The sequence below is a fragment of the Actinoplanes palleronii genome, from assembly GCF_016862315.1.
Lineage (GTDB): Bacteria > Actinomycetota > Actinomycetes > Mycobacteriales > Micromonosporaceae > Actinoplanes > Actinoplanes palleronii.
In genome coordinates this window covers 61,715-87,462 of the sequence record NZ_BOMS01000083.1, presented here as the reverse complement: position 1 = coordinate 87,462, position 25,748 = coordinate 61,715, and the positions used below count along the sequence as shown (strand labels likewise).

Annotated in this window: 15 protein-coding genes and 1 pseudogene; 8 read left to right on the top strand and 8 right to left on the bottom strand. The window is 72.8% G+C overall.

Translation table 11 applies throughout. From position 1 onward, the window contains the following. The 4 genes and pseudogenes from Apa02nite_RS26820 to Apa02nite_RS26805 all read right to left on the bottom strand — a co-directional run. Window positions 1-1,849, bottom strand: a pseudogene (locus tag Apa02nite_RS26820) (Neogenin); the annotation flags it as partial. A gap of 52 nt (window positions 1,850-1,901) precedes the next feature. Further along, the gene (locus Apa02nite_RS26815) at window positions 1,902-2,759 is read right to left on the bottom strand and encodes a sensor histidine kinase (protein ID WP_239164587.1); all 858 of its coding nucleotides are present in this window, start codon (window positions 2,757-2,759) and stop codon (window positions 1,902-1,904) included. 23 nt (window positions 2,760-2,782) lie between these two features. Then, window positions 2,783-4,657 (bottom strand): ATP-binding protein, encoded by a 1,875-nt coding sequence (locus Apa02nite_RS51960; RefSeq protein ID WP_203827422.1) that lies wholly within the window; start codon window positions 4,655-4,657, stop codon window positions 2,783-2,785. 100 nt (window positions 4,658-4,757) lie between these two features. Continuing rightward, window positions 4,758-5,279 carry a hypothetical protein gene (locus Apa02nite_RS26805; protein ID WP_203827421.1) on the bottom strand — a complete coding sequence of 174 codons (522 nt, stop codon included), beginning with the start codon at window positions 5,277-5,279 and terminating at the stop codon, window positions 4,758-4,760. A gap of 151 nt (window positions 5,280-5,430) precedes the next feature. Here Apa02nite_RS26805 and Apa02nite_RS26800 point away from each other — a divergent pair, with 151 nt between their 5' ends. From Apa02nite_RS26800 to Apa02nite_RS26790, 3 genes are read left to right on the top strand one after another with little or no spacing between them, the layout of a single operon-like run. Beyond that, window positions 5,431-5,691: a hypothetical protein gene (locus Apa02nite_RS26800; RefSeq protein ID WP_203827420.1), complete on the top strand. Its 261-nt coding sequence runs from the start codon at window positions 5,431-5,433 to the stop codon at window positions 5,689-5,691. Next, on the top strand, window positions 5,691-9,386 hold the full coding sequence (locus Apa02nite_RS26795) for a hypothetical protein (RefSeq protein ID WP_239164586.1): 3,696 nt from the start codon (window positions 5,691-5,693) through the stop codon (window positions 9,384-9,386). Before Apa02nite_RS26800 ends, Apa02nite_RS26795 begins: the two co-directional genes overlap by 1 nt. Then, window positions 9,383-10,402 (top strand): metallophosphoesterase family protein, encoded by a 1,020-nt coding sequence (locus Apa02nite_RS26790; RefSeq protein WP_203827418.1) that lies wholly within the window; start codon window positions 9,383-9,385, stop codon window positions 10,400-10,402. Before Apa02nite_RS26795 ends, Apa02nite_RS26790 begins: the two co-directional genes overlap by 4 nt. Before the next feature lie 7 nt (window positions 10,403-10,409). On the opposite strand, the gene Apa02nite_RS26785 is transcribed toward Apa02nite_RS26790, so the two are convergent. Beyond that, window positions 10,410-11,510 (bottom strand): glycosyltransferase family 4 protein, encoded by a 1,101-nt coding sequence (locus Apa02nite_RS26785; RefSeq protein WP_203827417.1) that lies wholly within the window; start codon window positions 11,508-11,510, stop codon window positions 10,410-10,412. A 123-nt stretch (window positions 11,511-11,633) separates the two neighbouring features. Between Apa02nite_RS26785 and Apa02nite_RS26780 the strand changes: the two genes are divergently transcribed. Then, window positions 11,634-13,769 (top strand): hypothetical protein, encoded by a 2,136-nt coding sequence (locus tag Apa02nite_RS26780; protein ID WP_203827416.1) that lies wholly within the window; start codon window positions 11,634-11,636, stop codon window positions 13,767-13,769. On the opposite strand, the gene Apa02nite_RS26775 is transcribed toward Apa02nite_RS26780, so the two are convergent. Next, window positions 13,717-14,541, bottom strand: a complete 825-nt coding sequence (locus Apa02nite_RS26775) for a glycosyltransferase family 2 protein (RefSeq protein ID WP_203827415.1) — start codon at window positions 14,539-14,541, stop codon at window positions 13,717-13,719. The genes Apa02nite_RS26780 and Apa02nite_RS26775 overlap by 53 nt on opposite strands. A gap of 172 nt (window positions 14,542-14,713) precedes the next feature. Between Apa02nite_RS26775 and Apa02nite_RS26770 the strand changes: the two genes are divergently transcribed. After that, window positions 14,714-15,463: an EAL domain-containing protein gene (locus tag Apa02nite_RS26770; RefSeq protein WP_232344735.1), complete on the top strand. Its 750-nt coding sequence runs from the start codon at window positions 14,714-14,716 to the stop codon at window positions 15,461-15,463. Window positions 15,464-15,660: 197 nt separating this feature from the next. On the opposite strand, the gene Apa02nite_RS26765 is transcribed toward Apa02nite_RS26770, so the two are convergent. Further along, window positions 15,661-17,253 (bottom strand): glycoside hydrolase domain-containing protein, encoded by a 1,593-nt coding sequence (locus tag Apa02nite_RS26765; protein ID WP_239164585.1) that lies wholly within the window; start codon window positions 17,251-17,253, stop codon window positions 15,661-15,663. Between the two features lie 196 nt (window positions 17,254-17,449). Here Apa02nite_RS26765 and Apa02nite_RS26760 point away from each other — a divergent pair, with 196 nt between their 5' ends. The 3 genes from Apa02nite_RS26760 to Apa02nite_RS26750 all read left to right on the top strand — a co-directional run bounded on the left by Apa02nite_RS26760 (window position 17,450) and on the right by Apa02nite_RS26750 (window position 24,648). Then, window positions 17,450-23,446 (top strand): CLIPPER-2 domain-containing protein, encoded by a 5,997-nt coding sequence (locus Apa02nite_RS26760; RefSeq protein ID WP_203827413.1) that lies wholly within the window; start codon window positions 17,450-17,452, stop codon window positions 23,444-23,446. A 79-nt stretch (window positions 23,447-23,525) separates the two neighbouring features. Then, entirely contained in the window at window positions 23,526-24,140 is a 615-nt protein-coding gene (locus tag Apa02nite_RS26755) for an HD domain-containing protein (protein WP_239164584.1), read from the top strand. A 127-nt stretch (window positions 24,141-24,267) separates the two neighbouring features. Further along, window positions 24,268-24,648 carry an STAS domain-containing protein gene (locus Apa02nite_RS26750; protein ID WP_203827412.1) on the top strand — a complete coding sequence of 127 codons (381 nt, stop codon included), beginning with the start codon at window positions 24,268-24,270 and terminating at the stop codon, window positions 24,646-24,648. On the opposite strand, the gene Apa02nite_RS26745 is transcribed toward Apa02nite_RS26750, so the two are convergent. Next, window positions 24,597-25,748 (bottom strand): ANTAR domain-containing protein, encoded by a 1,152-nt coding sequence (locus tag Apa02nite_RS26745; protein WP_203827411.1) that lies wholly within the window; start codon window positions 25,746-25,748, stop codon window positions 24,597-24,599. The two genes, Apa02nite_RS26750 and Apa02nite_RS26745, sit on opposite strands and share 52 nt — an antisense overlap.

The following is a 25,748-nucleotide window of genomic DNA, read 5'->3' as shown; positions in this document are numbered from 1 at the left end:
CGTCGGTGACCGGGGTGTCGGCGGGGCAGAGTGCCACGCCGGATCCGGTGTCGGTGCAGGTGTAGTGGACGGTCGGGGTGGTGCGGTACCAGCCGGCGGCGTTCGCGGTGGCGCCGAGCACGGTGGCGGTGATGACCGGTGCGGTCCGGTCGACGTCGACGGTGACCGAGACGGTGGTGCTGTTGCCGGCCTTGTCGGTGACGGTGCCGCTGACCACCTGACCCGCGCCGTCGGTGGTGACGAGGGTGTCGGTGGGGCAGAGCGCCACGCCGGATCCGGCGTCGGTGCAGGTGAAGTGGACGGTCGGCGCGCTGGTGTACCAGCCGTCGGTGCCGGTGTCGCCGACGACCGAGGCGGTGATCCGCGGCGCGGTCAGGTCGAGGTTGAGCACCACGGTGGCGGCGGCGGTGTTGCCGGCCTTGTCGAACGCGATGCCGCTGATCTTCTGGTCCGCGCCGGCGGCGGTCACCACGGTGTCCGCCGGGCAGCTGGAGATCGTCGAGGTCTCGTCGGCGCAGGTGTAGTGGATCGTGGGCGCCGAGGTGTACCAGCCGTCGGCGTTCTTGGTGCCGCGCACCGTCGCGGTGATCTGCGGTGCCGTCTGGTCGATCTTCAAGATCAGCGTGGTAGTGGTGGTGTTGCCGGCTGCGTCCTTGGCGGTGCCGGAGAAACGACGGGCCACGCCGTCGGTGTCGGCGAGGACCGGCGCGGGGCAGACCGCGACCGTGCCGGTGCCGTCAGCACAGGTGAACCGGATGGTGACCGGGGTACGGAACCAGCCGTTCACCGGCTTCTGGGACAGCGTCGTGGTGATCGTCGGAGGGGCCCGGTCGGGACCGCTGTCCACGATCGTCGAGGTGTTCGTGGGAACGGTGGGGTCGTCCGTCGCCGGGTTCGCGGTCGGCGTCGGTGCCGGCGTGGTGACGGCGGGCTCCCAGACCGGGACCGAGCCGGTCAGCGCGCTGCTGCCGCCGTTCTCGTTGTACGCCTTGACCTCGACCACCCAGACCTTGTCGGTGGCCAGGGCGAGCGTGGTGGCGGTGGCCGAGGCGGGCACCTGCAGCGTCTTGGTGACCTTCTCGTTGCCGTACCCGATCTGGTAGTACGCCGGAGCCGGTCCGGTCGTCGGCGCCTTCCAGCCCACCGAGACGGTGCCCGGCGCGTTGGCGGTCCGCTCCACCACCAGGTCGGTGGGGTCGGCCGGCCGGAACCGGTCCAGCAGGGACTTGGCCGTCACGCAGGCCCCGTACTCGTTGACCGTGGTCACGGCCAGCGTGTACGCCCGCGACGGGTCGATCCCGGAGTACTCGAACGACAGGTCTGTGCTCGTCCGGTCGGCGAGCACGATGCCGTCGGAGAGCCGGGTGAAGACCGAGCGGTACCCGGTCAGCGGCGTGTAGCCGGTCCACGCCGGTGCCCGCCAGGTGGCGGTGGCCGTGGAGCCGGCGTCGGTACGGGTGGGAGACATGCCCATCACCGCACTCGGCGTCAGCGCCCGCAGCGAGTAGTAGCCGGTGTTGGTGACCGTGCCGTCCGCGTCCACCGCGCCGACCCGGACCTTGTACGCCGTGCACGGGTTCGGCGCGTCGACGGTGTAGGCGGTCGCCGTAGCGGGCAGGTCGAACACCGTCTCCACGTCGCCCGCGAGGATGTCGAGCGTGTAGTGAGCGGCGTCCGGGACCGTCTTCCAGCCGACCAGGATCCGGTTCACGTCGTCGGTGGCCCTGGCCACCGTCAGATTCTTGGGCGCGGCCAGGGCGGCGAGGGCGATCGTCGGCGAGGCGACCAGCGTCGTCGCGGCCCCGATTGTCGCTACGCCGACCGCGCAGAGCAGTCGCCTCAATGGCATGTGGACCTCCTTGTCTGTCGTTCGTTGCCGGTGAACGGATCGGCCGGCGACCTCAAGCCGGTGTCCGGCTCAGGTCAAGGTTGGGTGTGGAGGCAGGGCCGGCGGGCTGCTCGGCGGTCACCGGTGCCAGCGGGAGGGTGAACCAGATCCGGGTGCCACCGCGGAACTGCGGGTCGGCGCCGATGGTGCCGTTCAGCCGCTGCACGATGCGGCGGCAGATGGGTAGTCCGAGACCGGTGCCCGGGTACGCGTCCGGATGGATCCGGTGCAGCTCGTCGAAGATCGCCTCGTGCTGCCCGTCCGGGATGCCGATGCCGTGATCACTCACCTCGATCCGTACCAGACGGTCGTCGAGCACCCGGCCGGCGACGTGCACCCGTGCGGTCTCGCCGGCCGGCACGTACTTGAACGCGTTGCCGAGCAGGTTCTCCAGCACCCGGCGCACCATGCCGTGGTCGCCCTGGACGGCGGGCAGCGGTTCCCGGGTGACCTGCGGCGCCGGGTAGAGCAGTTCCGTCGCGTCCGCGGTCAGGTCGTCGACGAGCGCGTTCAGGTCGATCGGGGAGATCCGCAGCCGGGCGTCCCGGGTGGTCGAGTACGCCAGCACGTCGTCGATCAGCCGCCGCATCCGGTCGGTGCACCGGTTGATCTCGGCGACGAACTCGTCGTACTCGACGGGTCGCGGGAAGCCGACGTCAAGGTGCTCCAGCAGCTGCGCGTACCCGCAGATGCCGGCGAGCGGGGCCTTCAGGTCGTGGCTGACGTCCCGGGCGTACTCCTGCAACTCCTGCACCGAGCGGGTCAGCCCCTCGACGGTGCGTTCGAGCTCGGCGTTGCGGTGGCGCTCGCGGTCCAGTTGGGCGTAGAGGTCCGCGAGCTCGTTGTCGATGGTCGCGGCGTTGTCTGACACGGTGGGCCTTTCCCGGTGGAGTGTCATCGGGCCATCGCCGGGGAGGCGTCGCCGTCGGTACGGAGCTGGGTGATCAGATGGTCGACATCCGGGGGCGGCACGGCGGGACTCAGGTACGGCTTCAACGCCGAACGCAGTTCGACCAGCGTGATCGGTTTGCTCAGGCGCCCGTCCATCCCGGCCGCCACGCACCTGTCCCGGTCGGCCGACTCGGTCGCGGTCAGGGCCAGGATCGGGGTACGTGACCCGGCCGCGCGGATCCGCCGGCTCGCCTCCAGCCCGTCGGTACGAGGCATCTGGACATCCATCAGCACCACGTCGTACCGGGTCCCGCTGAGCACCGCCTCGACCGCGGCCGCGCCGTCGGGTACCGCGTCGCAGGTCACTCCCATGAGCTGGATCATGCGGCGGAAGACCGTGCGGTTGACGTCGTTGTCCTCGGCGAGAAGCACCCGGCCGCCGGGCAGCGGCGGCACCGTGACCGGTGCCCCGCGCACGCCGGTCCGTTCCTGGTTCAGCGCCGCGACCAGGCGGCCCAGCACCAGCGGCGCGGTCAGCACACCCGGCCGCCGGACGATGCCGGTACGCGGGTCGGTGGTGCTGATCATGAGCGCCATGCCGTCCGGGCCGAGGGCCTGGATGACCAGGTCGGCGCGGCGCACCGCCTCGGGGTCGTGCGCGTCGTCGCACCACAGGACGGTGTCCACGTCCGGCATCGGCCGGCTCACCACGGACAGGTCGGCCGGCACCGGTTCGGCGCCGGCGCTGGTCAGCAGCCAGGACAGGGCCCGTACCGAACGGGGCGAGGTGGCCACCACCGCGACCCGGCGACGTTCCAGGGGCCGTGGCCCGCCGGCGTCGCCGACGGCCGTGGGAGCGGCGTGCAACGGCAGCCGGATCCGGAACAGCGCACCCGCCCCCGGCTCGGAGTCCACCTCGATCGTTCCGCCCATCCGATCCACCAGCCGGGAGGCGAGCGCGAGCCCGAGCCCGGCGCCCTCGTGCCGGCGGGCCGCCGACGAGTCGGCCTGCGTGAACGGCTGGAAGATCCGGACCCGCTGCGGCTCGGCGATGCCCGGGCCGGTGTCCGACACGGTCAGCACGTACGACCCGTCACCGGGTGCCTCGGCCAGCACCACGACCTCGCCGGCCGCGGTGAACTTGACGGCGTTGCCGACCACCGCGGCGAGCACCTGGCGCAGCCGGCCCGGGTCACCGAGGACCTCGGCCGGCAGATCCGGCGCCGGCGCGGCCAGCAGCAGGATGCTCTTGCTGCGGGCCTGGAGCTGCAACGGCTGCACCACACCCTCCAGCAGCGCCCGCACCGCCACCGGCTCGTGCGTCAGGTGCAGCCGGCCGGTCGCCAGGCGTCCCAGGTCGAGCAGGTTCTCGGTGAGTTCCCCCAGGGCGGTGGCCGAGTAGTGCACGCTGTCGACGATCTCCCGGACCTCCTGGTCCAGCGACTGTGCCCGGAGCAGTTCGACGGCCGCCACCACGGTGGTCACCGGGGTACGCACCTCGTGACTCAGCAGCGCGAGGAACTCGGCCTTGGCGACATCGGCGTTCACCTGCGTGGTGACCGTGATCAGGCACTGCTGCTCGTCGCCGTCGGCGAGGCGGGCCACCCGGAGGGTGCGGTCGGCGTTCCGGTCGCACCGGCATTCCAGGAGGGCGGGCGCGGACCCGGGGGCGATGCGCCACACCGCCTCCAGCACGCCCCGGTGCGCGCCGCACGGCCCGGGCGAGGCGGTGAGGAAGGTGCCCTCGGGCGGGTACAACTCATCGTCTGCCCCGGGCGCGGACCAGTCCTCGTTGGCGGCCAGGACGAGGCCGTCGGTGTTCAGGACCGCCGCCGGGACGGGAATCGCCCCGACCAGAGCACGCGCCGCGTATCCCATACAAGACCTTTCGCGGGGGTACGAGCCAGGATCCAGGCCCGTGCACCCAGGCTGCCGGGCCCCGAGAGCGGAACGGGTGGCGTCCGGGTGCGACTGCGTTTCAGGCGACGTGGCAACCGCGGTAGCCGCGCGGTGCCTCGCCGTTGCGGCCTGTGCTCCGGCGCCACACGACCACCGCCAGGCCGGCGAGCGCGACGGTGCCGAAGACCCACGGGAGCAGGTCGACCGGGCCACGTCCCGCCGCCTGCGGGGGGACCGCCGAGATCATCACCCGGGCCGCGCCCGAGACCGAGCGCCCGGTCAGGACGATGCTGGCCCCGGACGCGCCGGTCGCCACCAGCGGCCGCGGCACGCTGACCTCGATCCGGCCGTTCTCGTCGCCGCGGGTCTGCTGGATCGGGCTGCTGCCGAGGCGGACCTCGACGAGGTCGCGGGCCCGGTAACCGAAGCCGGTGACCCGCAGGTCGCCGCCGTCGGTCCAGGTGAGCACCAACGTGTCGGCGCTCGACGGCACGGCTGCGGCGGCCGGCGCGGCCATCGCCAGCACCGCTCCGAAGATCCCGGCCACGACCAGCAGGACGGCGGTGCGGCTGCGACGGAGGACGGCGGTGAGCTTCGGCATGTCACCGAGCGTGCGGTACGGCGGGCCGCAGGGGAACGGTCCCGAGGGAAGCTTGCCTGCCTCCTGAGCCTGCCTTGAGCCAGGTGGCCGCTCAGCCGGACGGCGGTACCGGCCGATGGGGAAGTTGTCCGCTGATGTCCGGAGGTGTGCCGTGTCGTTCGACGACGCCGGAACCGGTGCCCGGCCGCGGGCCCGGCACCGCCGCCCCCACCGGAGCCTGACCGAGCTGGCCGGCAGCCTGTGGCGACGCGCCCTGGGCCTGGCGGTCGTCCTCTTCGCCGCCTGCGGCCCCGCTCACGCGTTCGGGCAGACCGGCCTGGTCTTCCACACCACCCTGCTCGGGCTTGCGCTCGCCGGCCTGGCCGTGCCGCTCGGCCTGGCCGGGCTCCGCCACGAGGACCTCGCCGATTGATGCGGGCCCTGCTCACCCGGGCGGCTCTGGTCGCCGCGCGGCCGTACCTGATCGTGCTGGCGCTCGACGTGTTCATCGTCAGCCGCTGGTTCCGGACCGGGACGTTCATCGCCGGTGGCGACATGGGCGCGTTCATCCGGCGCGGCTGGGCACCGGAGATGACCTGGTCCTGGAACCACCAGCAGACCGGCGCCGGGTCCGCCGGCTACACCATGGCACGGGCGTTCGAGTTCATCCTCATCTGGCTGTGCCGGCTGGTCGGGTTGACCGAGTACTCCGCGCAGTGGCTCTATTACACGTGCATCTACGGCCTGGTGGGCTTCGGGGTGGCGTACCTGGCCGGCGCGTTCGTCCGCAGCCACGCCGCCATCGTGGTGGCCGGCACCTTCGGCATGGCCAACGGGTTCTTCCTGACCCGGCTGCCGAACCCGCTCAACGTCATCTCGGTGGGCTCGGTCGCGTTCATCACCGGGGTCGCGATGCGGGCCGCGCTGGGCCGGCGGATGCCGAGCCCGATCGCCGGGTTCGCCCTGATGCCCACATCGTTTCTCAGCTTCAACCCGCCGATGCTGGTGGTCGCGTACGCCTGGGCCGTCGCCGGCACGCCGGTGCTGGCCTTCCTGCTGCTGGGCCGGACGGCGGCCGGCCGCCTGCTGAAGTGGTTCGTCGCTGCGGCGCCCTGGGCGATCGGGCTGAACGCGTGGTGGCTGGTGCCGCTGGCGCAGAGCTTCGTCGGCGGCGGCGGGGCCACCGCGAACGCCACCTTCGCCGATCCCACCAACTGGTCCTGGTCGCAGGTGAACAACCTGCCACCGAACATCCTCACCATGGTGGCGAACTGGGCCTGGTTCCTGCCGCAGTATCTGCCGTTCGCCGCCGGACTGGACCGCCCCTGGTGGATCTGGATCCGCTACCTGCTGCCCGCGCTGGTCTTCGTGGCCCCGTTGCTGGCGTCTCGCCGGCTGCGCCGGGTCGCACTCGGCATGCTCGCCGTGATCCTGGTGTTCGTGTTCCTGGCCAAGGGCCTGCGGCCACCGCTGAGCGGGCTCAACCTGTTCCTCTACCTGCACGCTCCCGGGTTCTGGCTGTTCCGCGAGCCGATGAGCAAACTCGGTCAGCTGCTCGTCTCGTTCTTCGGTGTGATGCTGGCCGTCACCGTCGAGGGAATGCTGTCCCGGGTGCGCCGGGCAGCCCACCGTCTGCGCCCGTTCACGTACGCCGCGGCGGCGACCCCGGTCCTGCTGGTGCTGGCCTACCCGTATCCGATCTGGACCGGCGGGGTGATGCCGGACGAACGGCCCACCCAGCCCTCGATGCACGTGCGGGTGGCGCCGGAGTGGTGGGACGTCGCCGCGCGTATCGACGCTGACCCGCGGCCCGGCAAGGTCTTCGTCCTCCCGCTGGACGACTACTACCAGATGCCGACGACCTGGGGATTCTTCGGCGCGGACAGCATCGCCAACCTGTTGATCCAGCACCCGGTGGTGCAACCCAAGCCGGACGGGTACTTCGGTGACGTGCCCGGGTTCGCTGCCGACCTGCGGCTGATCGAGAGCGCGTTGCTGGCCGGCGACCTCACCGCGGTGCCCAAGCTGCTGGGTGCGATCGGTGCCAGCCGGGTGATCGTCCGGCACGATCTGGTCCGGGGCCTGCCGAACCGGTATTTCGCGGACGACCGGGTGCTGGCGGCCGCGATGGCCCGGGTTCCCGGCGCGACCCTGGAGACCGACGGCCTGCTGCAGGTGTGGCGCCTCGGCAGCGGGTCCAGCCCGACCGTACGCACCTACGACCGAGTGCTCGACGCCCCGGCCCGGGCCGACGCGGGCGCGGCGGTGCTCGGCACGGTCGGCAGCCGGACGGCGATCGCTGCGCGCCCGGACACCTCGGTGGCCGCGACCAGTCCCCAGGTGGACGACAGCGCCGCCGTCACCCCGGACGTCGTGCACTGGCCGGTGCCGGCGGTGGACTCCGGTGCTCCGGCCACGACGGTGCAGGTGGCGGCCGGCCGTTACACGCTGGCGCAGCGGGCCCGGGCCGCGCCGGCGCTGTTCCCCCGGGTCGACGGCGGCAGTCTGCTGCTGGAGGACCCGACCGTGGTGACGGTGGACGGCAAGGCGGTCTCCCGGCGGCCCGTGTTGCGGGTGCCGCTGCCGGCCGGCCGGCGGGTCCTCGCGATCCAGGCCGGCACCCGCCGCACGGTGTCCCTGGACGTGGCGAAGCCGGCGTCCGTGCCGGTCGGCTCGGCCACCGGACTGACTCTCCTGGCCGCCGCCCGCACGCCGGCCCGGGTCAGCGGGTTCAGTCCGGTCTTCGACTGCAACAACTACGAGCCACGGCCGTGGGCCGAGCTCGGCCTCACCGCGCGGATGACCGGGACGGCGAAGAAGCGCACGGTCCGGCTGAGCGCTGCCGACCACGCGGCCTGCACCCGGGTCGTGGTCCGGGACGCCGCGCCCGGGCAGATCTACCGGGTGCGCCTGCAGTACCGCCGCCTGGCGGGGCCGCGGCCGCAGATCTGCCTGTGGCAGACCGGTGCGGCCGGGTGCGAGCTGGCCGCCCGGCTCGCGCTCAGCGACCGATGGACCTCGTACGAGGGTGTGGTGACCATGGACGCCGGTGGTGAGTTGCAGATAATCCTGCACGCCGACGTCGGCCTGCGGCTGGCGCCCAAGGCGGTGACCGAGTACCGGGCGGTACAGGTGCAGGCCCTGGAGGAGGTGGGCAGCCGTGAGGTGTGGCCGCCGGTCGTGCCGGAGACCAGCGTCGACCTCACCGCCGGGCGGCACGTGCTGCGCGTCGAGGGTGGGCCGGCCGGCTCGGTGCTGGCGCCCTTCGAGTCGCTGGAGGACTGCTACCGCTACGACGACCAGAGCGCCGAGCAGGCCGGTCTGGCCGCCGATGCGCAGGTCGGTGTGGACGGGGAGACCACGTACACGCTCAAGGCGGTGAGTCATCTGGCCTGCATCGGGTCGACCGCCGGGGACGTCGGCGCCGCCTCGCTCTACGAGCTGTCCATGCAGGCGCGCAGTGTCGCGCTGCGCAACCCGAAGTTCTGCCTCTACCTGCGCGGCCCGGACCTGTGCCGCAAGCTGCCGTCGGTGGCGGTGTACCAGGGCTGGACGCGGTACGAGGCGCTCATCCCGCCGGACCCGAACACCGTGGAGACCCGGTTGTACCTGTACGGCCTGCGCGATCTCGCCGGTAAGCAGCAGTCCGAGGTGGAGTACCGGGGCGTACGCCTGCGCCCGGTGGCGTCGTCCTCGTCGGTCGTCCTGGTGCGGCAGGCCCCCGCCGCCCCGGCGGTGCCGGCCCCGTCGGTGACCTGGACACGGTCGAACCCGGCGCAGTTCTCCGGCACGGTCACCGCCGCCGGCGCCACCACGCTGGCTCTGACCGAGAGCGCGGCGCCGGGCTGGCGGCTGAGCGGGATCGAGGGTGCGACGAAGGTGACCCTGCAGGGCTGGATGAGCGGGTGGTCGCTGCCCGGCGGCGGCACCTTCGCGGTCCGGTACGGCCCGGCCCGGGTGGCCCGCTACGCCTTCTACCTGCTCCCGGTCACGGTCACGGTCGCCGCGGTCTTCATGTACGCCGTCCGGCTGCCGCCCGGCCGGCCCGGGGTCTGGGACGTCCGCCATCGGCGCCGCCGGGTGCGGTGGCGGCCGCGATGGCCTTCCTGGGCCCGGCGGGCCCGATGACCGGCATCCTCCGGCGGCTGCTCGGCGAGCGGTCCCGGCAACGGATGCGCTGGGCCCGGGGCCACCCCGCCGTGTGGATCGCCGCCGCCGCCGTGGTCGCGCTGGTGGTGATCCTGGGGTGGCCGGCCAGCCGCCACCGGCTGGAAATCATCATCGGGCCGGACACCGTCACCGTGGTGGCCGCCGGGGACATGGCCTGCGACCCCGACGACCCGGACCTGCATCGGGCCACCAAGGCTCAGGGCGACCGGTGCCGTCAGCAGTCGGTGTCGGACATCGCGGTCGCCCTGGACCCGGATTACCTGCTGGCCCTCGGCGATCTCCAGTACGAGATGCCGACCGCCGCCGCGTACCGCACCGTCTACGGCCCCTCGTTCGGCCGGCTGCGCGCCCGCACCGTGCCGGTGTACGGCAACCAGGAGTACAAGGTGCAGGACGCGGCGTCGTTCACCGCCTACTTCGGCGACCGGATCCAGGACACCCGGGGGTACTGGTCGCAGGAGATCGGCCGGTGGCACCTGGTGGTGCTGAACTCCAACTGCTCCGCGGTCACCGGCGGCTGCGGAGCCGGCTCACCCCAGCAGAGCTGGCTCGACGCCGACCTGACCGCGGCCGGCAGCCGGTGCGTCATCGCCGCCTGGCATCATCCGCGCTGGTCAACCGGTATTGCCGGCCCGGACCGCCGGACCCAGGAGCTGTTCGGCACCCTGCACCGGCACCGGGTCGACCTGCTGCTGTCCGGGCACGAAGCCGACTACCAGCGGTTCGGCCCGTTGAACGGGAACGGTGCCGCCGACCGGACCGGGGTCCGGCAGTTCGTGGTGGGCACCGGCGGCCAGGCGCACTATCGCCCCGAGGGCACGGCCGCCACCGGTGCCCCCGCCGGCGAGTTCGCCGACTACGACCACCACGGGGTGCTCGCGCTGACCCTGCGGCCGGAGTCCTACACCTGGGCCTTCCACCCGCTGGAGGCGGCGCAGGACGTCGAGGACGAGGGGGAGGCGCGCTGCCACTGAGGCCGGGTCAGGCCGCCACCCGCATCGGACCGCGCGGGACGCGGGCGTGTTTCTCGGCGGCGGTCAGCAGGGTGGCGGCGACCTCGTCCCAGGAGTGGGCGCCACCGTGCGGCAGTGGTGCCGGCGGCTGCCGGCGCCAGCCGGGCAGCGACGCGGCCAGTCGGTCGGCCATGGCCTCCGGCCGCGGCGGCACGACGATCCCTCCCGCCGCCCGCGTCGAGTCCCGCAGTCCCGGCACGTCGTAGGCGATCGTCGGGGTACCGAGAGCGGCCGCCTCGGTCACCACCAGGCCCCAGCCCTCCCGGACGCTGGCCGCCAGGTGCACGTGGGCCCGGGCCATCAGATCGTGTTTGTCCGCCTCGGAGACGCGGCCGAGGAACTCGACGCCGCGCGGTGCGGCCTCGGTCAGTGACTCCAGCAGCGGACCGCCGCCGAGCATCCAGAGCCGGAGGTCCGGAATCCGGCCGCGGGCCAGCTCGACCGCCCGGATCACGTCCGAGGGCCTCTTGTAGTTCACCATCCGGCCGCAGAACACGGCGGTGGGCAGGTGTTCCTTGGCCGGCCTGGGCAGCGGGACGGGCGGCTCGTAGCCCTCCGGCACCACCGTCACGTCGTGCGCGCCGAAGCGGGCCAGCGCCTGCCGGGTCGACTCGGAGACGGCCAGGACCGGGCCGCGGCCCAGCCGCCGCAACCAGTTCGGCTCCAGCCGGTGCCGGCCGAGGTGGGCCAGCCCCGGCGGCGCGTTGATGTGCCAGATCTCCTCGCACGTCTGGTGGACCAGGGCGATGGTCCGGGCGCCGTCGTTCACCCACTCGTGCGCGTGGAACGGCACGGTGTTGGTCTCGTCGACAACCAGGTCGAAGCGACCGCGGCCGTGCCGCCGCCACCATCGTTGTGCCTCGCGGTAGACGGTGAACCGGCTGCCCGCCCGGATGATCCGGTAACCGTCGCGGACCTCGTCGGCCGGGTGGCCGGTGACGGCCGCCGCGAACAGGGTGACCTGGTGCCCGGCTGCCGCCCAGCGGCGCAGCACCTGTTCGGTGTAGACCTCGGCGCCACCGGACGCCGGGTGGCTCAGGTCCCGCCAGTTCAGAACAAGGATGCGCATCGGCCCTCCGCGGTCGCCGCCGCCGTCGGGGCGGTGACCAGGAAGATCGGCGGGCGGTGGCCGGGGTTGAGAACGTTGCGGATATCGCCGCGCAGCGCGGTGGTGTCCCTGATACTGGAATAAGTGATCTATTTTCGGCCAAACCGGACAGCCTCGGCCCGGCCGCCGGCCGGGCGGCACCGGCGCCCGGCCGCGGTCACCACCGCCCGGCTCACGGCGGAGTCCGCACTCCTCGGGCTGCTGGCCGGCGCGCTGGTGGTCGCGCCGTGGACCCGGCCGGGGTATCTGCTGCTGCTGGACTGGGTGTCCGGGCCGCACCAGGCGCTCACTCCGGGCCTGTACGGGCTCGACCCGGCCGCGCTCGACGCGCTGCCGTACCGGCTGACCACGCACGTGTTGCGGACCGTGGTCGGCGCGGGCGCCACCAGCTGGCTGATGATCCTGGCGTACTTCCCGATCGCCGCGGGCGGCGTCTCCGCGATCGCCGGCGGGAGCCGGTGGCGGCGGTACCCGGCGGCGCTGTTCGCCTGCCTCAACCCGTTCGTGGTGGAGCGGATCCAGGCGGGGCACGTGCCGTTCCTGCTCGCGGTGGCGCTGCTCGGCCCGATGACGGCCTCCGCGCTGCACGCGCGGCGGCGCGGCCGGTGGTTCGCCGCCCGCCCGGCCGGTTGGTACGCCCTCGCCATCTCGGTCGGCGCGCACGCCGCGTGGCTCGGCCTGACCGTGCTGGTCGCGGTGGCGCTGCTGCCCCGGCCCCGGTGGCGGGACCTGACGCGCACGCTGATCGTGATCGCCTCCGCCGGGTGCGTCTACGCGTACGCGGCAGCCGTCGTGGCCGGCGCGATCCTCACCGTCCGGGTCGGCGAGGAGGACCTGGACGTGTACGCCACGCATCCGGGCGCGGCCGGGCTCGCGGCGACGGTCGCCACGCTGCGGGGTTTCTGGCGGGGCGCCGCGGACAGCAGCCCCGAGGTCACCCTGGGTCTGCTGCCCGCTCTGGTGCTGGTGGCCGCCGCGGCCGCCGGCTTGACCCGGATGTTCCGGCGTGACGTGACCACCGGCGCGCCGCTGGCCGCGGTCACCGTGGCCGGGTTGCTGCTCGGCGCCGGCATCGCGGGTCCGCTCGGGCCGCTCTACCGGGTCGCCTTCGACGTCCTGCCGCTCTTCCACGCCATGCGGGAACAGCAGAAGTGGATGGCGCTGGCGATGCTCGGCTACGCGGTGGGCGTGGGAGCCGCGGCCGAGTCGCTGGCCGTGCGTTGCCGGCCGGGGCGTGACCCGCGGGTGCGGGCGGTGGCGGCCATGGCGGCGCTGTCGCTGGCCGGCATGTACGCGACGGTCGGAACGTCACTGGTCTGGGGGCTCGGGGGCAGTGTGCGGGTGAGCCACTATCCGCGAGCCTGGTACACCGCCGACCAGATCATGGGAGCGGGTGACGAAGCGGTGTTGTTCCTGCCGTGGCATCAGTACCAGCCCTTCACGTTCACCGGTGGGCGCAGCGTGGCGACGCCGGCCGCGGCCTTCTTCCGCCGGCCGGTGCTCAGCAGCGACGCGGCGGAGCTGGGATCGGTGCGGACCAACTCGGCCTCGTTGCGGATGGCGTACCTGGACCGCCTGGTGGCGGCCGGCGGCGGCGGACGGTTCGGACGTCTGATCGCGCCGCTGGGCATCCGGTACGTCGCCCTGGCCCGGGACCGGGAGAGCGACACCTATGCCTGGCTCGACCGGCAGCAGGATCTGCGGCCGGTGTTGCGGACAGCGGAGCTCGACCTCTACCGGGTGACAGTCACCGGGACCGGTCGAGTGGTGAGCGCGCGCGACGGGGATGTTGCCGCGGCGCTGGCCTGGGCCGCCGGTGGGCGGCTCGGTACGGAGGCGGTGCTGCCCGGTGCCGGTGGCGGGACGGTTCCGTCCGGCGCGTCCGGTGGCCTGCTGCGTCAGGGCTCGACGCGCTGGCGGGTGGCGGCGGGTACGCCCGGCTGGGTGGTGCTGCCCGAGGAGTGGTCGGCGAGCTGGACGGCGGGTGACCAGGTCACCCGGCCTACCGTCGCGGGGACGGTGGCGGTCCGCGCCGGTTCCGGGGCCTTCACGGTGCGGTACGGCCCGTGGAAGTGGTTACGGCTGGGTCTGGCTGCTTCGGTGCTGTCGCTGGGGGTGTTGCTGGTGGCCGGCCTGGTCGAGCATCGGCGTGAGCTGTACTCGGGGCTCAGACGGCGGCTTCGCGGTAGTGACCGGCGAGGTGGCGCCGGTGGATCGTGATGGTGTCCCGCAGGGTGCGGACGATCGAGTTGGTGCTGACGGTGCTGCCGGTCGCACCGGTGTTCAGCGCCACCGGCGCCGAGTGCAGGTTGCCGATGCCGGCGGCCTTGGCGGCGACGAAGAACTCCAGGTCGAAGGCGAACCGCTGCTCCCGCAGGTGCGGCAGGAGCTGGGCGAGGGCGTCCCGGCGGATGATCTTGCAACCGGTCTGGGTGTCCCGGACCTGGAGCAGGAAGAGCAGCGTGACCAGGGTGGAGAAGACGATCGAGATCAGCTTGCGGAGCCGGGAGGCGGTGCTGACCGAGTCGGCGTGACGCTTGTCGGCGTAGACGGCGGCGTGGTCGCCGAAACGGGCCAGCTTCAGGTAGGTGACCAGGTGGTGCGGGTCGATGTCGCCGTCGGCGTCGATGAACCCGACCCAGGCGCCCTGTGCGGCGGCGAAACCCTGGTGCAGGGCGTGGCCCTTGCCCGAGTTGGTGCGGTTGTCGATGAGCCGGACGTTGTGGATGCCGTGCAGGTGGTACTGCGAGCCGTCGGTGCTGCCGTCGTTGACCGCGATGATCTCGTGACCGATACCGGCGGCGGAGAGGGTGGCCGTGATGTTCCGGACCGTGTGGGCCACCGCCGGGCCCGAGTTGAAGAAGGGGACGACGACGGTCAGCTCGATGCCGGGGGTGGCCGGGTCCCACAGGCTCGGCGGGGCGGCCGGAGCGGTCGTGACCGGGGCGGTCGTGACCGGGGCGAGGGGCTGGAGAGTTGCGGTGGCGTTCATGCTCACCACAGTCGGGCCGCTGTCTCAAGCTCAGCTCTGCCAGGATTCAGGGCTTCGGCAAGCTTCCCGGAGAGCGGTGAGCAGCGGCGCCGGCGTGAGCTGTCACCCCGCGCTGCCGAAAACATGAAGCGGGATTGCGCCCGGCTTGAGGGTCGGCTCCGACCATGAGGGCATGACAGCCATGACGCGGACCGGCCAGGTCACCCTCGACATCCTGCACGGGGTACTGCGGTCCCGGGCGATCCAGCCCACCTTCCAGCCGGTCCTGCGGCTCGCTGACGAGACAGTGGTCGCCTACGAGGCCCTGGCCCGCTTCCACAAGGACGACTTCTCCTCACCGGACCACGCGTTCACCGCCGCCGCCGAGGCAGGCCTCGGTATCGAGCTGGAGTTCCTGGCCATGCAGCGGGCGCTCGCCTCCCTCGACGGCGTGCCGGCCGGGACGTATCTGAGCACCAACCTGTCGGTCGAGGCCCTCCTCGACGCTCAGGTGCAGCAGACGCTGCTGGCGAACGCACACCGGATGATCGCGGTCGAGCTGACCGAGCACACCCAGGTCCACGACTACCCCCAGCTGGTCGCCGTCACGGAGCGGCTCCGGGAAGCCGGCATCCTGATCGCGGTCGACGACGCCGGCGCCGGGTTCGCCAGCCTCAGCCACATCCTTCAGCTGCGTCCGGACATCATCAAGCTGGACATCACGCTCACCAGCGGCATCGACCGGGACCCGGTGCGCATGGCGCTGGCCCGGTGCCTGGTCGGGTTCGCCTCGGACATCGGCGCCATGCTGATCGCCGAAGGCATCGAGACCGCGGCTGAGCATGACAAGCTGCTGGAACTCGGTCTCCAACTCGGTCAGGGCTACCTGCTGGGCCGGCCGGCCCCGCTGCCGAAGGCAGCCCTGCACCTGAGCCGGGGTTGAGTTCACCTTGATGTTCGCAGCGCATTCTCGACGCATGACGATCTCATCACCTGCCACGCCCGCACCGGTATCCCGTGCCGCCGGGTCCGTCCGCGAGGCGTGGGAACCGCTTCTCCGGCTCTTCGCCGCCGAGCCCAAGCAGGGGCCGGCGCGCCGGCCGGCCGGCGGACCGCGCTGATCCACCGGCCGGCCCCTGCTCAGAACAGCTGGGTGCGTCCCTTGTAGCCGGTGGCGATCCGGACGCCGGTGGACAGGCCCTTGCCGGTGCCGCGGTAGAGGTACACGTAGCCGGTGCTGGCCTGGACGGCGGCCAGGTCGGGATAGCCGTCGCGGTCGAAGTCGCCGACGCCGGCCAGGTCGCGCAGGCTCTTGCCGGTGCCGATCTTCAGGCCGTTCTGGAAGCCGCCGGACTTTCCGCGGTAGAGATAGAGCACGCCGGTCGCGGTCTGCTTGACGACCAGGTCCTGGAAACCGTCCCGGTTGAAGTCGCCGACGCCGGCGAACTCGCTGCGGTTGTTCCAGTTGCCGTAGGCGAGGACCTTGCGGGTGCCGAACTTGCCGCCCTTGACGCCCGGGTAGAGGTACAGGTTGCCGTTGTTGATCTGCTGGGCCAGCAGGTCGGGGTAGCCGTCCTTGTTGACGTCGCCGATCGCGGTGAACTCGCGCAGTTTGCGCTGGTCCTTATAGATCTGCTTGCGGTTGCCGAGCCGGCCGGTGCTGAGGCCGGGGTAGACGTAGACCGCGCCGGTGGACTTCTTGCGGGCGACGACGTCCTGGTAGCCGTCCCGGTTGAGGTCCATCCGGACCAGCTGGTCCATGCCGGCGAAGCCGCCTGTCACGTACGTCCGCTTGCCCTCGGACAGGTAGTAGCCGTTGCCCGGGTACTGGTACACGTTGCCGGTGCTCTTGGTCAGCGCCAGCAGGTCGGACCAGCCGTTGCGGGTCCAGTCGGCCTGCTTCGCCGCGGGGAGCAGGCGGAAGTCCAGGTAGTCGTTGTCGATGTTGATCGACACGCCGCCGTACGTCTCGACGTGACCGCCCTGGTACTGCTTCATCCGCCGGTTCGGCGCCCAGTAGCCGGTCGGGATCAGCGTGTCGGTGACGGTGACCTTGGCGTCCCAGCGGGCGAAGTCGACGTAGTCCGGGCGGACGTACCCGGCCTTGGTGTAGACCGCGACCTGGTCGGCGATGCCGGAGGAGATGCTGCTGTAGTAGCCGGAGAAGTAGCCGAGGTCGTGCAGCCGGGTGCTCCACGCGTTCATGAAGTTCAGCACGCCGGTCCGGCAGGCGGCGTTCGTGCTGTCGTACGCCTCCATGTCGTAGATCAGCACGCTCTCCGGCGACAGGCCGAGCGCCCGGGCCTGCACGACCGCGTCGCTGGCGGCGGCGGTGCCCTGCGCGCCGGCGGTGGCGTCCGCGATCAGGTTCTTCTTCGTCGCCTTGGTGCAGCTGGCCTGCGGGCCGACGTAGATCGGGATCAGCCGCCAGCCGCGGGTGACCTGCTCGCGCACCCAGTCCGCGGTCAGGTTGGGCTGGGCGCAGCCCCGGCTGACGCCGCCGATGTAGATGCCGGCCGCCCGGTACGGCGACGACTTCAGCCAGGTGGCCATGGTGTCGCTGGACGGCGCGGTGCAGGCGTCGAACCCGGATCCGGTGAAGTTGCCCGGCTGGGGCGCCAGCGCGGTCGCCGCGCCCGCGGTGTTCATGAAGGCCAGCGGGGTCAGCGAGAGAGTGAGCACCAGCGCGCCGATCAGGCGTTTGCGGTGCCTCCGCAGCCACGGGGAACTCATCCGGTGACGCCCGGTCGTGGGCGCATCGCTCATGGGGTACCTAACGTCGGCGGCAGGGAGTAAACCTAAAGATCCAACCAGGTCGATGCCGGGCCGCCAAGATCTGTTCGGACGAGGGGCGACTGACCGAACGGCCAGGGTGATGGATACCGCTAAAAACCACTAAAGGATGAATCATCCGTCATAGCGTCGCGGGGTGACCGTCGGACGCTACTCGGCTCTGCTCGCCGTCCTTGCCGTGCTGCTCACCCTGACCGTCGTCAACCTGCCCCAGGAGCAACAACCGGCCCGCGCCGCGGCGACCACCTGCGGGGCCCCGGTCCTGCTCACCAACGGTGACTTCGAGGCGCCGGCCCTGGCGGTCAGCAACCCGGCCTCGGGCGCGATCAGCATCACCTCGCAGACCAACGTGCCCGGCTGGCTGACCACCGCCACCGACAAGATGATCGAGATCTGGCACCAGCCGTTCCAGGGTGTCTACGCCGCCTCCGGCACCCAGCACGCCGAGCTGAACGCGAACCTGGTCTCCACCCTCTACCAGAACCTGGCCACCACACCCGGCCAGGTGCTGCGCTGGCAGCTCAGCCACCGGGGCCGGACCGGCACCGACACGATGGACCTGATGATCGGGGCGCCCGGCGCCACCGTGAAGCAGGGCAGCAGCTTCGTCGACGGCAAGACCGCCTGGGGTACGTACTCGGGCCTCTACACCGTCCCGGCCGGGCAGACCACGACCCAGTTCGCGTTCAAGTCGGTCTCCTCGGCCAGCGCCGACCCGAGCATCGGCAACTTCCTCGACGGCATCATCTTCGGTACGGCCGCCTGCCTGACCGCCACCACCACGGCCAGCGCCGCCACCGCGAACGTCGGCGACGTGCTCACCTACACGGTCGCCGCGACGAACAACGGCGGCAACCCGGCCCAGCTCACCACGCTCGCCGACGACCTGCCGGCCGGGACGGTGTTCGTGCCCGGCTCGATCAGGTCGGTGACCGGATCGATCACCACCGCGGTCAGCGACACCGCGGACGGCGACACCGGCGAGTACGACGCGGCGACCCGCACCGTACGGGTCCGGACCGGTGTCGGCGCCGGCGCGTCCACCGGCGGCTCGATCCCGGTCACCGAGTCGCGGTCGTTCAGCTACCAGGTCCGGGTGGCCGGTGCCGCGGCCGGCACGGTGCTCACCAACGACGCGACAGCGGCGTACACCGACCCGCTCGCCGCCGCCCCGCGCACCGCGGTGTCGACCGGCGCCACCACCACCGTGGCGCCGGCCGCCGACCTGGGGATCACCGCGGCGCTCGCGGCCGGGGGAGTGGTGGCCGGCCGGGTCGCCACCACCGACCTGACCGTCACCAACCCCGGCCCGAGCAGCGCGAGCGGGGTGCAGGTCAGCGCGGTGGTACCGGCCGGCATCGGGAACGTCACGGCCACCATGTCCGGCGCGACCTGCACGGTCACCGGCCAGAACGCGCGCTGTGACCTGCCGTCGCTGGCGGCCGGCGGCACCGGGCTGATGGTGGTGAGCGGCGACGTGCTGCCCACGGCCACCCCGGGCGCGCAGGCGACGCTGACCGGGTCGGTGACGAGCACGACGTACGAGCTGAACCAGGCCGACAACGCGACCTCGGTGAGCGCGGCGGTGGCCACCCTGGCCGACGTGGGCGTGACCATGACCAACACGCCGGGTGTGGCGGGCGCCCCGATCACGTACACGATCACGGTCAGCAACGCCGGGCCGTCGGTGGCGCGGGGCCTGGTGCTCACCGACGTGATCCCGTCGACCGCCACGTACAACAGCGCCAGCGGCGGCACCTGCGCGCGGACCGCGATCGGCACCCTGGAGTGCCAGCTGGCCGACATGGCGCCGGGCGCCACCACCACGGTGACCCTGGACATGACGTTGAAGCCGAGCGGCGGCGGCGCGGTCAACAACGCGGTCTCGGTCACCGGCAGCACCCCGGACCCGAGCGCGGCGAACAACAACTACTCGGTGCAGAGCTCCGGCAGCGCGGTCGCCGACGTCGGCGTGAAGCTGTCGCTCAGCCAGGCCAGCGCGTACGCCGGTGACACCGTCAACTACACCCTGGTGGTGACGAACTACGGCCCGTCGGACGCCACCAACGTCACGTTCAACACGATCGTGCCGCCGGGGGTGACGATCGCGCGCAACAGCCCGTACTGCACACCGAACGCGTGCACCGTCGGCACCCTGCCGGCCGGGGCGAGCGTGCCGCTGACCGGCACCGCCACGTTGGACGCGACGGCGGCCGCCGGGCCGGGTTTCGCCACCACCACGGTGATCTCACCGACCTATGACGACAGGTCGTCGAACGACACCGACACGGTCAACTTCACCGTGCTGCTGCGCGCCGACCTGGCCGTGACGCAGACCCTGGTCAACCCGTCCGACCCGGCGACGCTGGTGGCCGGCAACGATGTCCGGGGCCGGGTCACGGTGGTCAACAACGGTCAGACCCGGGCCGAGGGTGTGGTGCTGCGCCAGGCGGTGGCGGCGGGCCAGCCGGTGGCGGCGTTCACGCTGACCGGCGGGGGCGGCTGTGCCTTCCAGGGCACGGTCACCGCCGGGTACACGCCGGACGGCGGCGCGTACGTCTGCACCCTGGCGACCATGCTCAAGAACACCACGTGGGAGGTCGCCTTCGACCCGGTGCCGATCAGTGCCGGGTACGCGGCGGCGAGCTACGCCCGTACCGTGGAGATCTCCGCGACCACCGGCGACCCGGACCCGTCGAACAACACGGTGACCACCACGAAGTCCGTGGTGAAACGCTCCGACCTGCAGGTCACGCAGACCCCCTCGGCCCCGTCGGTGGTGGTCAGCGCGGAGGTCGGGTACCGGATCCGGGTCACCAACCTGGGCCCCTCCGACGCGGCCGGCGTGGTGCTCCAGGAGAGCGCGCCGTCCGGGCTGCAGATCTCCGCGAGCACCGAGACCGCCGGCACCACCTTCGACCTCGGGCAGCTGTCCTGGCGGGTCCCGGTGCTGCTCGCCCCGGACATCGGCGACCCGGCCGCCAACGTCGCCACCGTCGACCTGGTCGCCGCCGCGCAGGTGAGCGGCGGCCTGACGGTGACCGCGAGCATCACCACCTCGGGCAGCACCGACCCGGTGAGCGGCAACAACAGCGACAGCGCCACCATCACGGTGGCCGCCGCCCAGCCGTCGCTGAGCGTGCAGAACACCGCGACGGTCACCCCGGGCGGGCGGCAGAACGGCGTCCAGGCGACCGACTCGATCGCCTACCGGTACGACATCACCAACACCGGCAACCTGACGATGACCGCGCTGAGTGTCACCACCACCCGGGGCGCGCCGGTCAGCTGCGGCGGTGTCACCGACCTGGCCCCGGGCGCGACGCTGGTCTGCACCGGGACGACGTACACGGTGACCGGCGGCGACGTGTTCGCCGGGCTGCCGCTGGTCGACACGGTCAGCGTCGAGGCGGTCACCACGCTCGCCGAGGACCCGGTGCTCTACGGCCGGGTGGCCTCGTCGATCCCGATCGCGCTGGCGCACGCGTCGCTCGCCGTGGTGGTGGTCCCGGCGGTCACCCCGGTGGGGCACCAGAACGCGGCCGAGGCCGGGGACACCGTCGGGTACACGTACACGGTCACCAACAACGGTGACCGGACCATGGACCTGATCACCCTGACCGACAGCCTCGGCGCCACGATCACCTGCCCGCAGGCCACCCTGGCCGTCGCCGCGTCGATGACCTGCACGGCCGCCACCCTCTACACGGTCACCCAGGCCCGGGTCGACGCCGGCACCGCGATCAGCGGCGGAGCCACCGTGACCGCCACCCCGGCCGCCGGGTCGTCGACGTCGTTCGGCCCGTTCACCACGCCGGTCTCCGTCGCGGTGGCGGCCCCGGCGATCACCTTCACGGTGACCCCGGCGCCGGCCACCCCGGTGCGGGCCGGTGACACCGTCGGCTACACCTACCGGGTCCGCAACACCGGCAACGTCACCCTGCACGCGCTGGCCGTCACCGACACCCTGATCAGCAGCGTCACCTGCCCGGGCGGCACGCTCGCGGTCGGCGCCCAGGTGGACTGCACGTCGGACGCGCCGTACCCGGTGCTGCAGGCCGACGTGGACGCCGGGCTGCCGGTGCACGACGACGCGGTCGCCGCCCTGCTCACCCCGGCGAACGTCACGGTCACCGCGTCCGGGTCCGGGCCGGTCCCGGTGGTCAGCCCGGCCGCCGGGCTCGGCGTGGTCAGCACCCCGGCGATCGCTCCGGCCGGGCACAGCGGCGCGGTCCGGGCCGGCGACACGATCACCTTCCAGTACGTGGTGACGAACACCGGCAACGTCACCATGCTCGACATCCGGGTGATCGACACCCTGACCGGCACGGCCGTCTGCCCGGGCGGCCCGCTGGCCGTGCACGCGACGGTGACCTGCACGTCGGCGGCGTACCCGGTGACGCAGGACGACGTCGACGCCGGCCTCGCCCTGGTCGCCACCGCCCGGGCCGGTGGCCGCGCGCCGGCCGCGGCGACGGTCACCGACTACGGCTCGGACGCCGTCACCCTGCCGGTGATCAGCGCTGACCTGCGGCTGCGGATCACCTCCGACGCCGGGGTGACACCGGGCGCACACCGGTACGCGGCGACCGCGGGCGACGTGGTGATGTTCCAGTTCGACGTGGTCAACGACGGCACCGTGACGATGCGCGGGATCACGGTCACCGACGAGCTGACCGGCACGGCCGTCTGCCCGTCCGCCACGCTTGCCGTCGGGGTGCTGATGACCTGCATCTCCGGGAGCGCGTACACGGTCACCCAGGCCGACGTGGACGCCGGGAAACCGCTCGGGCCGGCCTCCTACGTGTCCGCGACCGGGCCGGGGTCGGCGGTCACCGTGCGGTTCGGGCCGGCGTACACGTACGTGCCGGTGGCCGTCGGCGCGCCCGCCCTGACCGGCATGGTGACCGCGGCCGTCGACCCGCCCGGGCGGCAGGGCGCGGCCGAGCCGGGGGACCACATCGGCTGGTCGTATCTGATCACCAACAACGGCAACGTGACGATGACCGGGGTCGCGGTGACCGATCCGGCCGCCGGGACGGTCACCTGCCCGCAGGCGGTGCTCGCCGTGCGCGACGTGATGACCTGCACGGCGAACGCCCCCTACCCGGTCACCCAGGCCGACGTCGACGCCGGCGGGCCGATCACCGACGAGGCGTGGGTGTCCGGCTCGGGCGCCCGGTTCGGGCCGTTCTCGGCGAGCGTCGCGCTGGTCACCGCGGCACCGGCGCTCACGCTCACGATGACCCCGCAGATCGCTCCGGCCGAGCACGCGGCGGGCGTCACCGCCGGCGACACGATCATTTTCCGGTACGCGGTGACCAACACCGGCAACACCACCGTGGAGCGGATAGCGCTGGCCGACACCCGCACCGGCGCCGCCACCTGCGCGACCACCGCCCTGGCCCGCGGTGAGCAGATGACCTGCGTCTCGAACCGGCCGTCCGCGGTCACCCAGCCGGAGGTGGACGCCGGCCGGGCGCTGACCGCGTCGGCCACCCTGACCGGCGCCCGCCCCGGCGCCGCGACGACCAGCACGTTCGCCACCGCGAGCGCCGGCGTCCGGGTGGTGACCGCCGCGCCGAAGCTGGTCGCGAAGCAGACCGCGGCGTGGACCGACCGGGACGGCGACGGCCGGCTGAGCCTCGCCGACGACGTGGTGTCCACGATCGTGGTGACCAACACCGGCAACGTCACGGTGACCGGCCTGACCGTGACCGGGCTGCCGGCCGGGGTGACCTGCGCGCCGACCACCCTGGCGCCGGGGGAGTCGGCGATCTGCGTGTCCGCGGCCTACCACCTGACCCGCACGGACATCGAGAGCGGCAAGAAGACGTACGAGGCGCACGCCGACGGCTCGGTGCTGGGCAGCGCCGGCAAGGGGGTGCAGGCGGTCGCGCCGTCGACCGTGGTGGTCCCGTCGGTGCCCCGGTCGCCGTCGCCGTCACCCAGCCGGTCGCAGCCGGGCGCCGGGCTGGACCCGATCGCGGCCCCGATCACCGGCCCGTCCACCCTGCCGATCATGGTGATGGGCTGGGCGATGATCGTCGGTGGTGGCGCCGCGCTGCTGCTGACCCGGCCCCGCCGCCGGCCCGGCGCGCACCGGGCGCACCAGGCGCACCGTGCGCACTGACCCGGCCGGGACCGGCATTCAGAGCGTGCTCATGCTCAGTTCGCTTGCTGTTAACCGTCCGCGGCCTACCATCCGGGCCATGACGGCCCCCAGCCTGCTGCGCGAACCCCGTTTCGCGCGCACCCTCGTGCTTCCCGCGCTCGCCCCGGCCGGCCCGCTGACCAGCGCGGCCCGGCTGCTGGCCGAGGCGCTGCTGGGTGACATGGGCAACCGCTGGCGGCACACCCAGGGTGTCGCCGAGCGCGCCGCCGGGCTGGCCGGCCCGCTCGGGGTGGACGCCGACCTGCTCACCGCCGCCGCCTGGCTGCACGACATCGGGTACGCCGCACCCACCGTGGCCACCGGCTTCCACCCGCTCGACGGCGCCGACCACCTGACCCGGTACGGCTGGCCGATCCGGGTCGCCGGGCTGGTGGCATACCACTCCGGGGCCCGCTTCGTGGCCGCCGCCAAGGGCCTGAGCGAGCTGCTCGCCGTCTACCCGGACGAGCGCACCGTGCTCGCCGACGCGCTGACCTACGCCGACCAGACCGTCGGCCCCGCCGGCGACCGGGTCGACCCGGACACCCGGTACGCCGAGGTGCTCCACCGGCACGGCCCGTGCTCGCTGAACGCGCTCGTCGACCCGGACCGTGGTCCGTACCTGCGGGGGATCGCCCGCCGCGTCGAGCACCTGCTGGCCGCGGCCGTCTGACCATTTCCCGGCGGGCGTTTCCTCCGTGCCGGGCGGGTTACCGTGGAAGCCTCGGGTGTCCGCGGCCCCGGATCGCCCCGAGGGGCCCGCCCGAGCCTGCCGGCCCCGGGCCTGCGGGCGGAGGGGGATGGCGATGCTCGTGACGTGGAGCATGCCCGGGCAGATCCAGGTCTCCGGTCCGGTGCGGGGCACGGTGACGGTGACCCTGGCCGGCAGTTTCGACCTGGCCAACGCCCCGCAGATCGCGACCACCCTGCACCGGGTGCTCACCGGTCCCGCGCCGGCCCGGCTGGTGCTGGACGCGGCGGAGGTGGACTTCTGCGACTGCTCGGTGCTGCGGGAGCTGCTCCGGGCCCGGGCCGAGGGGGAGTCGCTCGGCTGCCCGGTGGTGCTGGCTCAGGCGTCGCCGGTGCTGGTGTGGCTGCTCGACCTGTTCGACCTGGGCCGGCTCTTCGGCTACCCCTCGCCGGTGCCGGGCGCGGGCAGTGCCGGCGAGTCGAGCGGGTAACCCAGCAGCAGACGGGTCCCGGAGACGCCGGTCTGGATGTCGACGACGGCGCACACCTTGTCGATCAGGGCCAGCCCCCGGCCGCCCTCGGAGCCGGGGTCCGGCATCACGATGACGCGCTTGTCGTCCGGGATGCCGCCGCCGTGATCGCTGATCTCGGCCCACAGCGCGCCGGCCGCGAGCCACACCAGGACCTGGCCGCCACCGCCGCCGTGCCGCACGGTGTTCACCGCGGCCTCGTGCACGGCCAGGACGAACTGGTTGGTCTGGGACGCGGACAGGCCGTGCCGGACCGCGGCCCGGCCGGTCGCCGCGCGGAGCCCGGCGAGGGAGTGGACGTCGACGAGCTGGAGGAGCAGCACCCGGGACCGGTCGTCCGGGCTCCGGGGCGGCGGGCCGTGGTCGCCGGCGGTGACGGCGGTGGCGAGGTCGCTGAGCCGTAGCCCGGACCGCGCGGCGAAGCGGCGCAGCTCGGCGAACGCGGCCGGCATGTCCAGCCCGAGGTGCTCGGCCACGATGCCCTTGGCCTGCTCGATGCTGACCCGGCTGTTCATGGCGTGCTGTACCTCCTCGGCCAGGACCTGCCGATACTCGATGGCCCGGTGCTGCAACAGACCGAGGGCAGCAGTATTGGCCAGAGCCCGAGCGCTGTCCATCACTGCCGGCTCCAGGCCGCCCGACCGGGCGGAGAACAGGTTCAGCACCCCGACCACGTCGTCGCGCAACCGCATCGGGATCGCGTGCACCGCGTGGAAGCCGGCCTCGCGGGCCCGGGCCGCGAACCGGGCCCAGCGGGGGTCGGGCGCGTCGAGGTCCGGGTCGGCCACGGCCCTGCCGCTGACGAAGCAGTCCACGCACGGCCCCTGGTGGGCCTCCACCTCGAACAGCTCCAGCAGCCGGGCCTGCTCCGAGGACGAGGCCAGCACCCGCAGGTTGCCGGGATTGTCGCCGATCATGATGCCCGCGGCCTGCACACCGGGCAGCTCGGCGCAGTGCTCGGACAGCAGGTGCAGGAACTCGATGATGTCGAAGTCCGCGACGAGCGTGTCGGAGAGATCGACGAAGATCTGTGCCAGAGTCTGTTCCTGAGACGTGCTCAC

Bases quoted from the DNA above. Each gene is read 5' to 3' on its own strand.
- Apa02nite_RS26775 (WP_203827415.1), bottom strand. From the start codon at position 14,541: ATGAACGCCACCGCAACTCTCCAGCCCCTCGCCCCGGTCACGACCGCC.
- Apa02nite_RS26765 (WP_239164585.1), bottom strand. From the start codon at position 17,253: ATGAGTTCCCCGTGGCTGCGGAGGCACCGCAAACGCCTGATCGGCGCG.
- Apa02nite_RS26785 (WP_203827417.1), bottom strand. From the start codon at position 11,510: ATGCGCATCCTTGTTCTGAACTGGCGGGACCTGAGCCACCCGGCGTCC.
- Apa02nite_RS26770 (WP_232344735.1), top strand. From the start codon at position 14,714: ATGACAGCCATGACGCGGACCGGCCAGGTCACCCTCGACATCCTGCAC.
- Apa02nite_RS26750 (WP_203827412.1), top strand. From the start codon at position 24,268: ATGGCGATGCTCGTGACGTGGAGCATGCCCGGGCAGATCCAGGTCTCC.
- Apa02nite_RS26755 (WP_239164584.1), top strand. From the start codon at position 23,526: ATGACGGCCCCCAGCCTGCTGCGCGAACCCCGTTTCGCGCGCACCCTC.
- Apa02nite_RS26790 (WP_203827418.1), top strand. From the start codon at position 9,383: ATGACCGGCATCCTCCGGCGGCTGCTCGGCGAGCGGTCCCGGCAACGG.
- Apa02nite_RS51960 (WP_203827422.1), bottom strand. From the start codon at position 4,657: ATGGGATACGCGGCGCGTGCTCTGGTCGGGGCGATTCCCGTCCCGGCG.
- Apa02nite_RS26805 (WP_203827421.1), bottom strand. From the start codon at position 5,279: ATGCCGAAGCTCACCGCCGTCCTCCGTCGCAGCCGCACCGCCGTCCTG.
- Apa02nite_RS26795 (WP_239164586.1), top strand. From the start codon at position 5,691: ATGCGGGCCCTGCTCACCCGGGCGGCTCTGGTCGCCGCGCGGCCGTAC.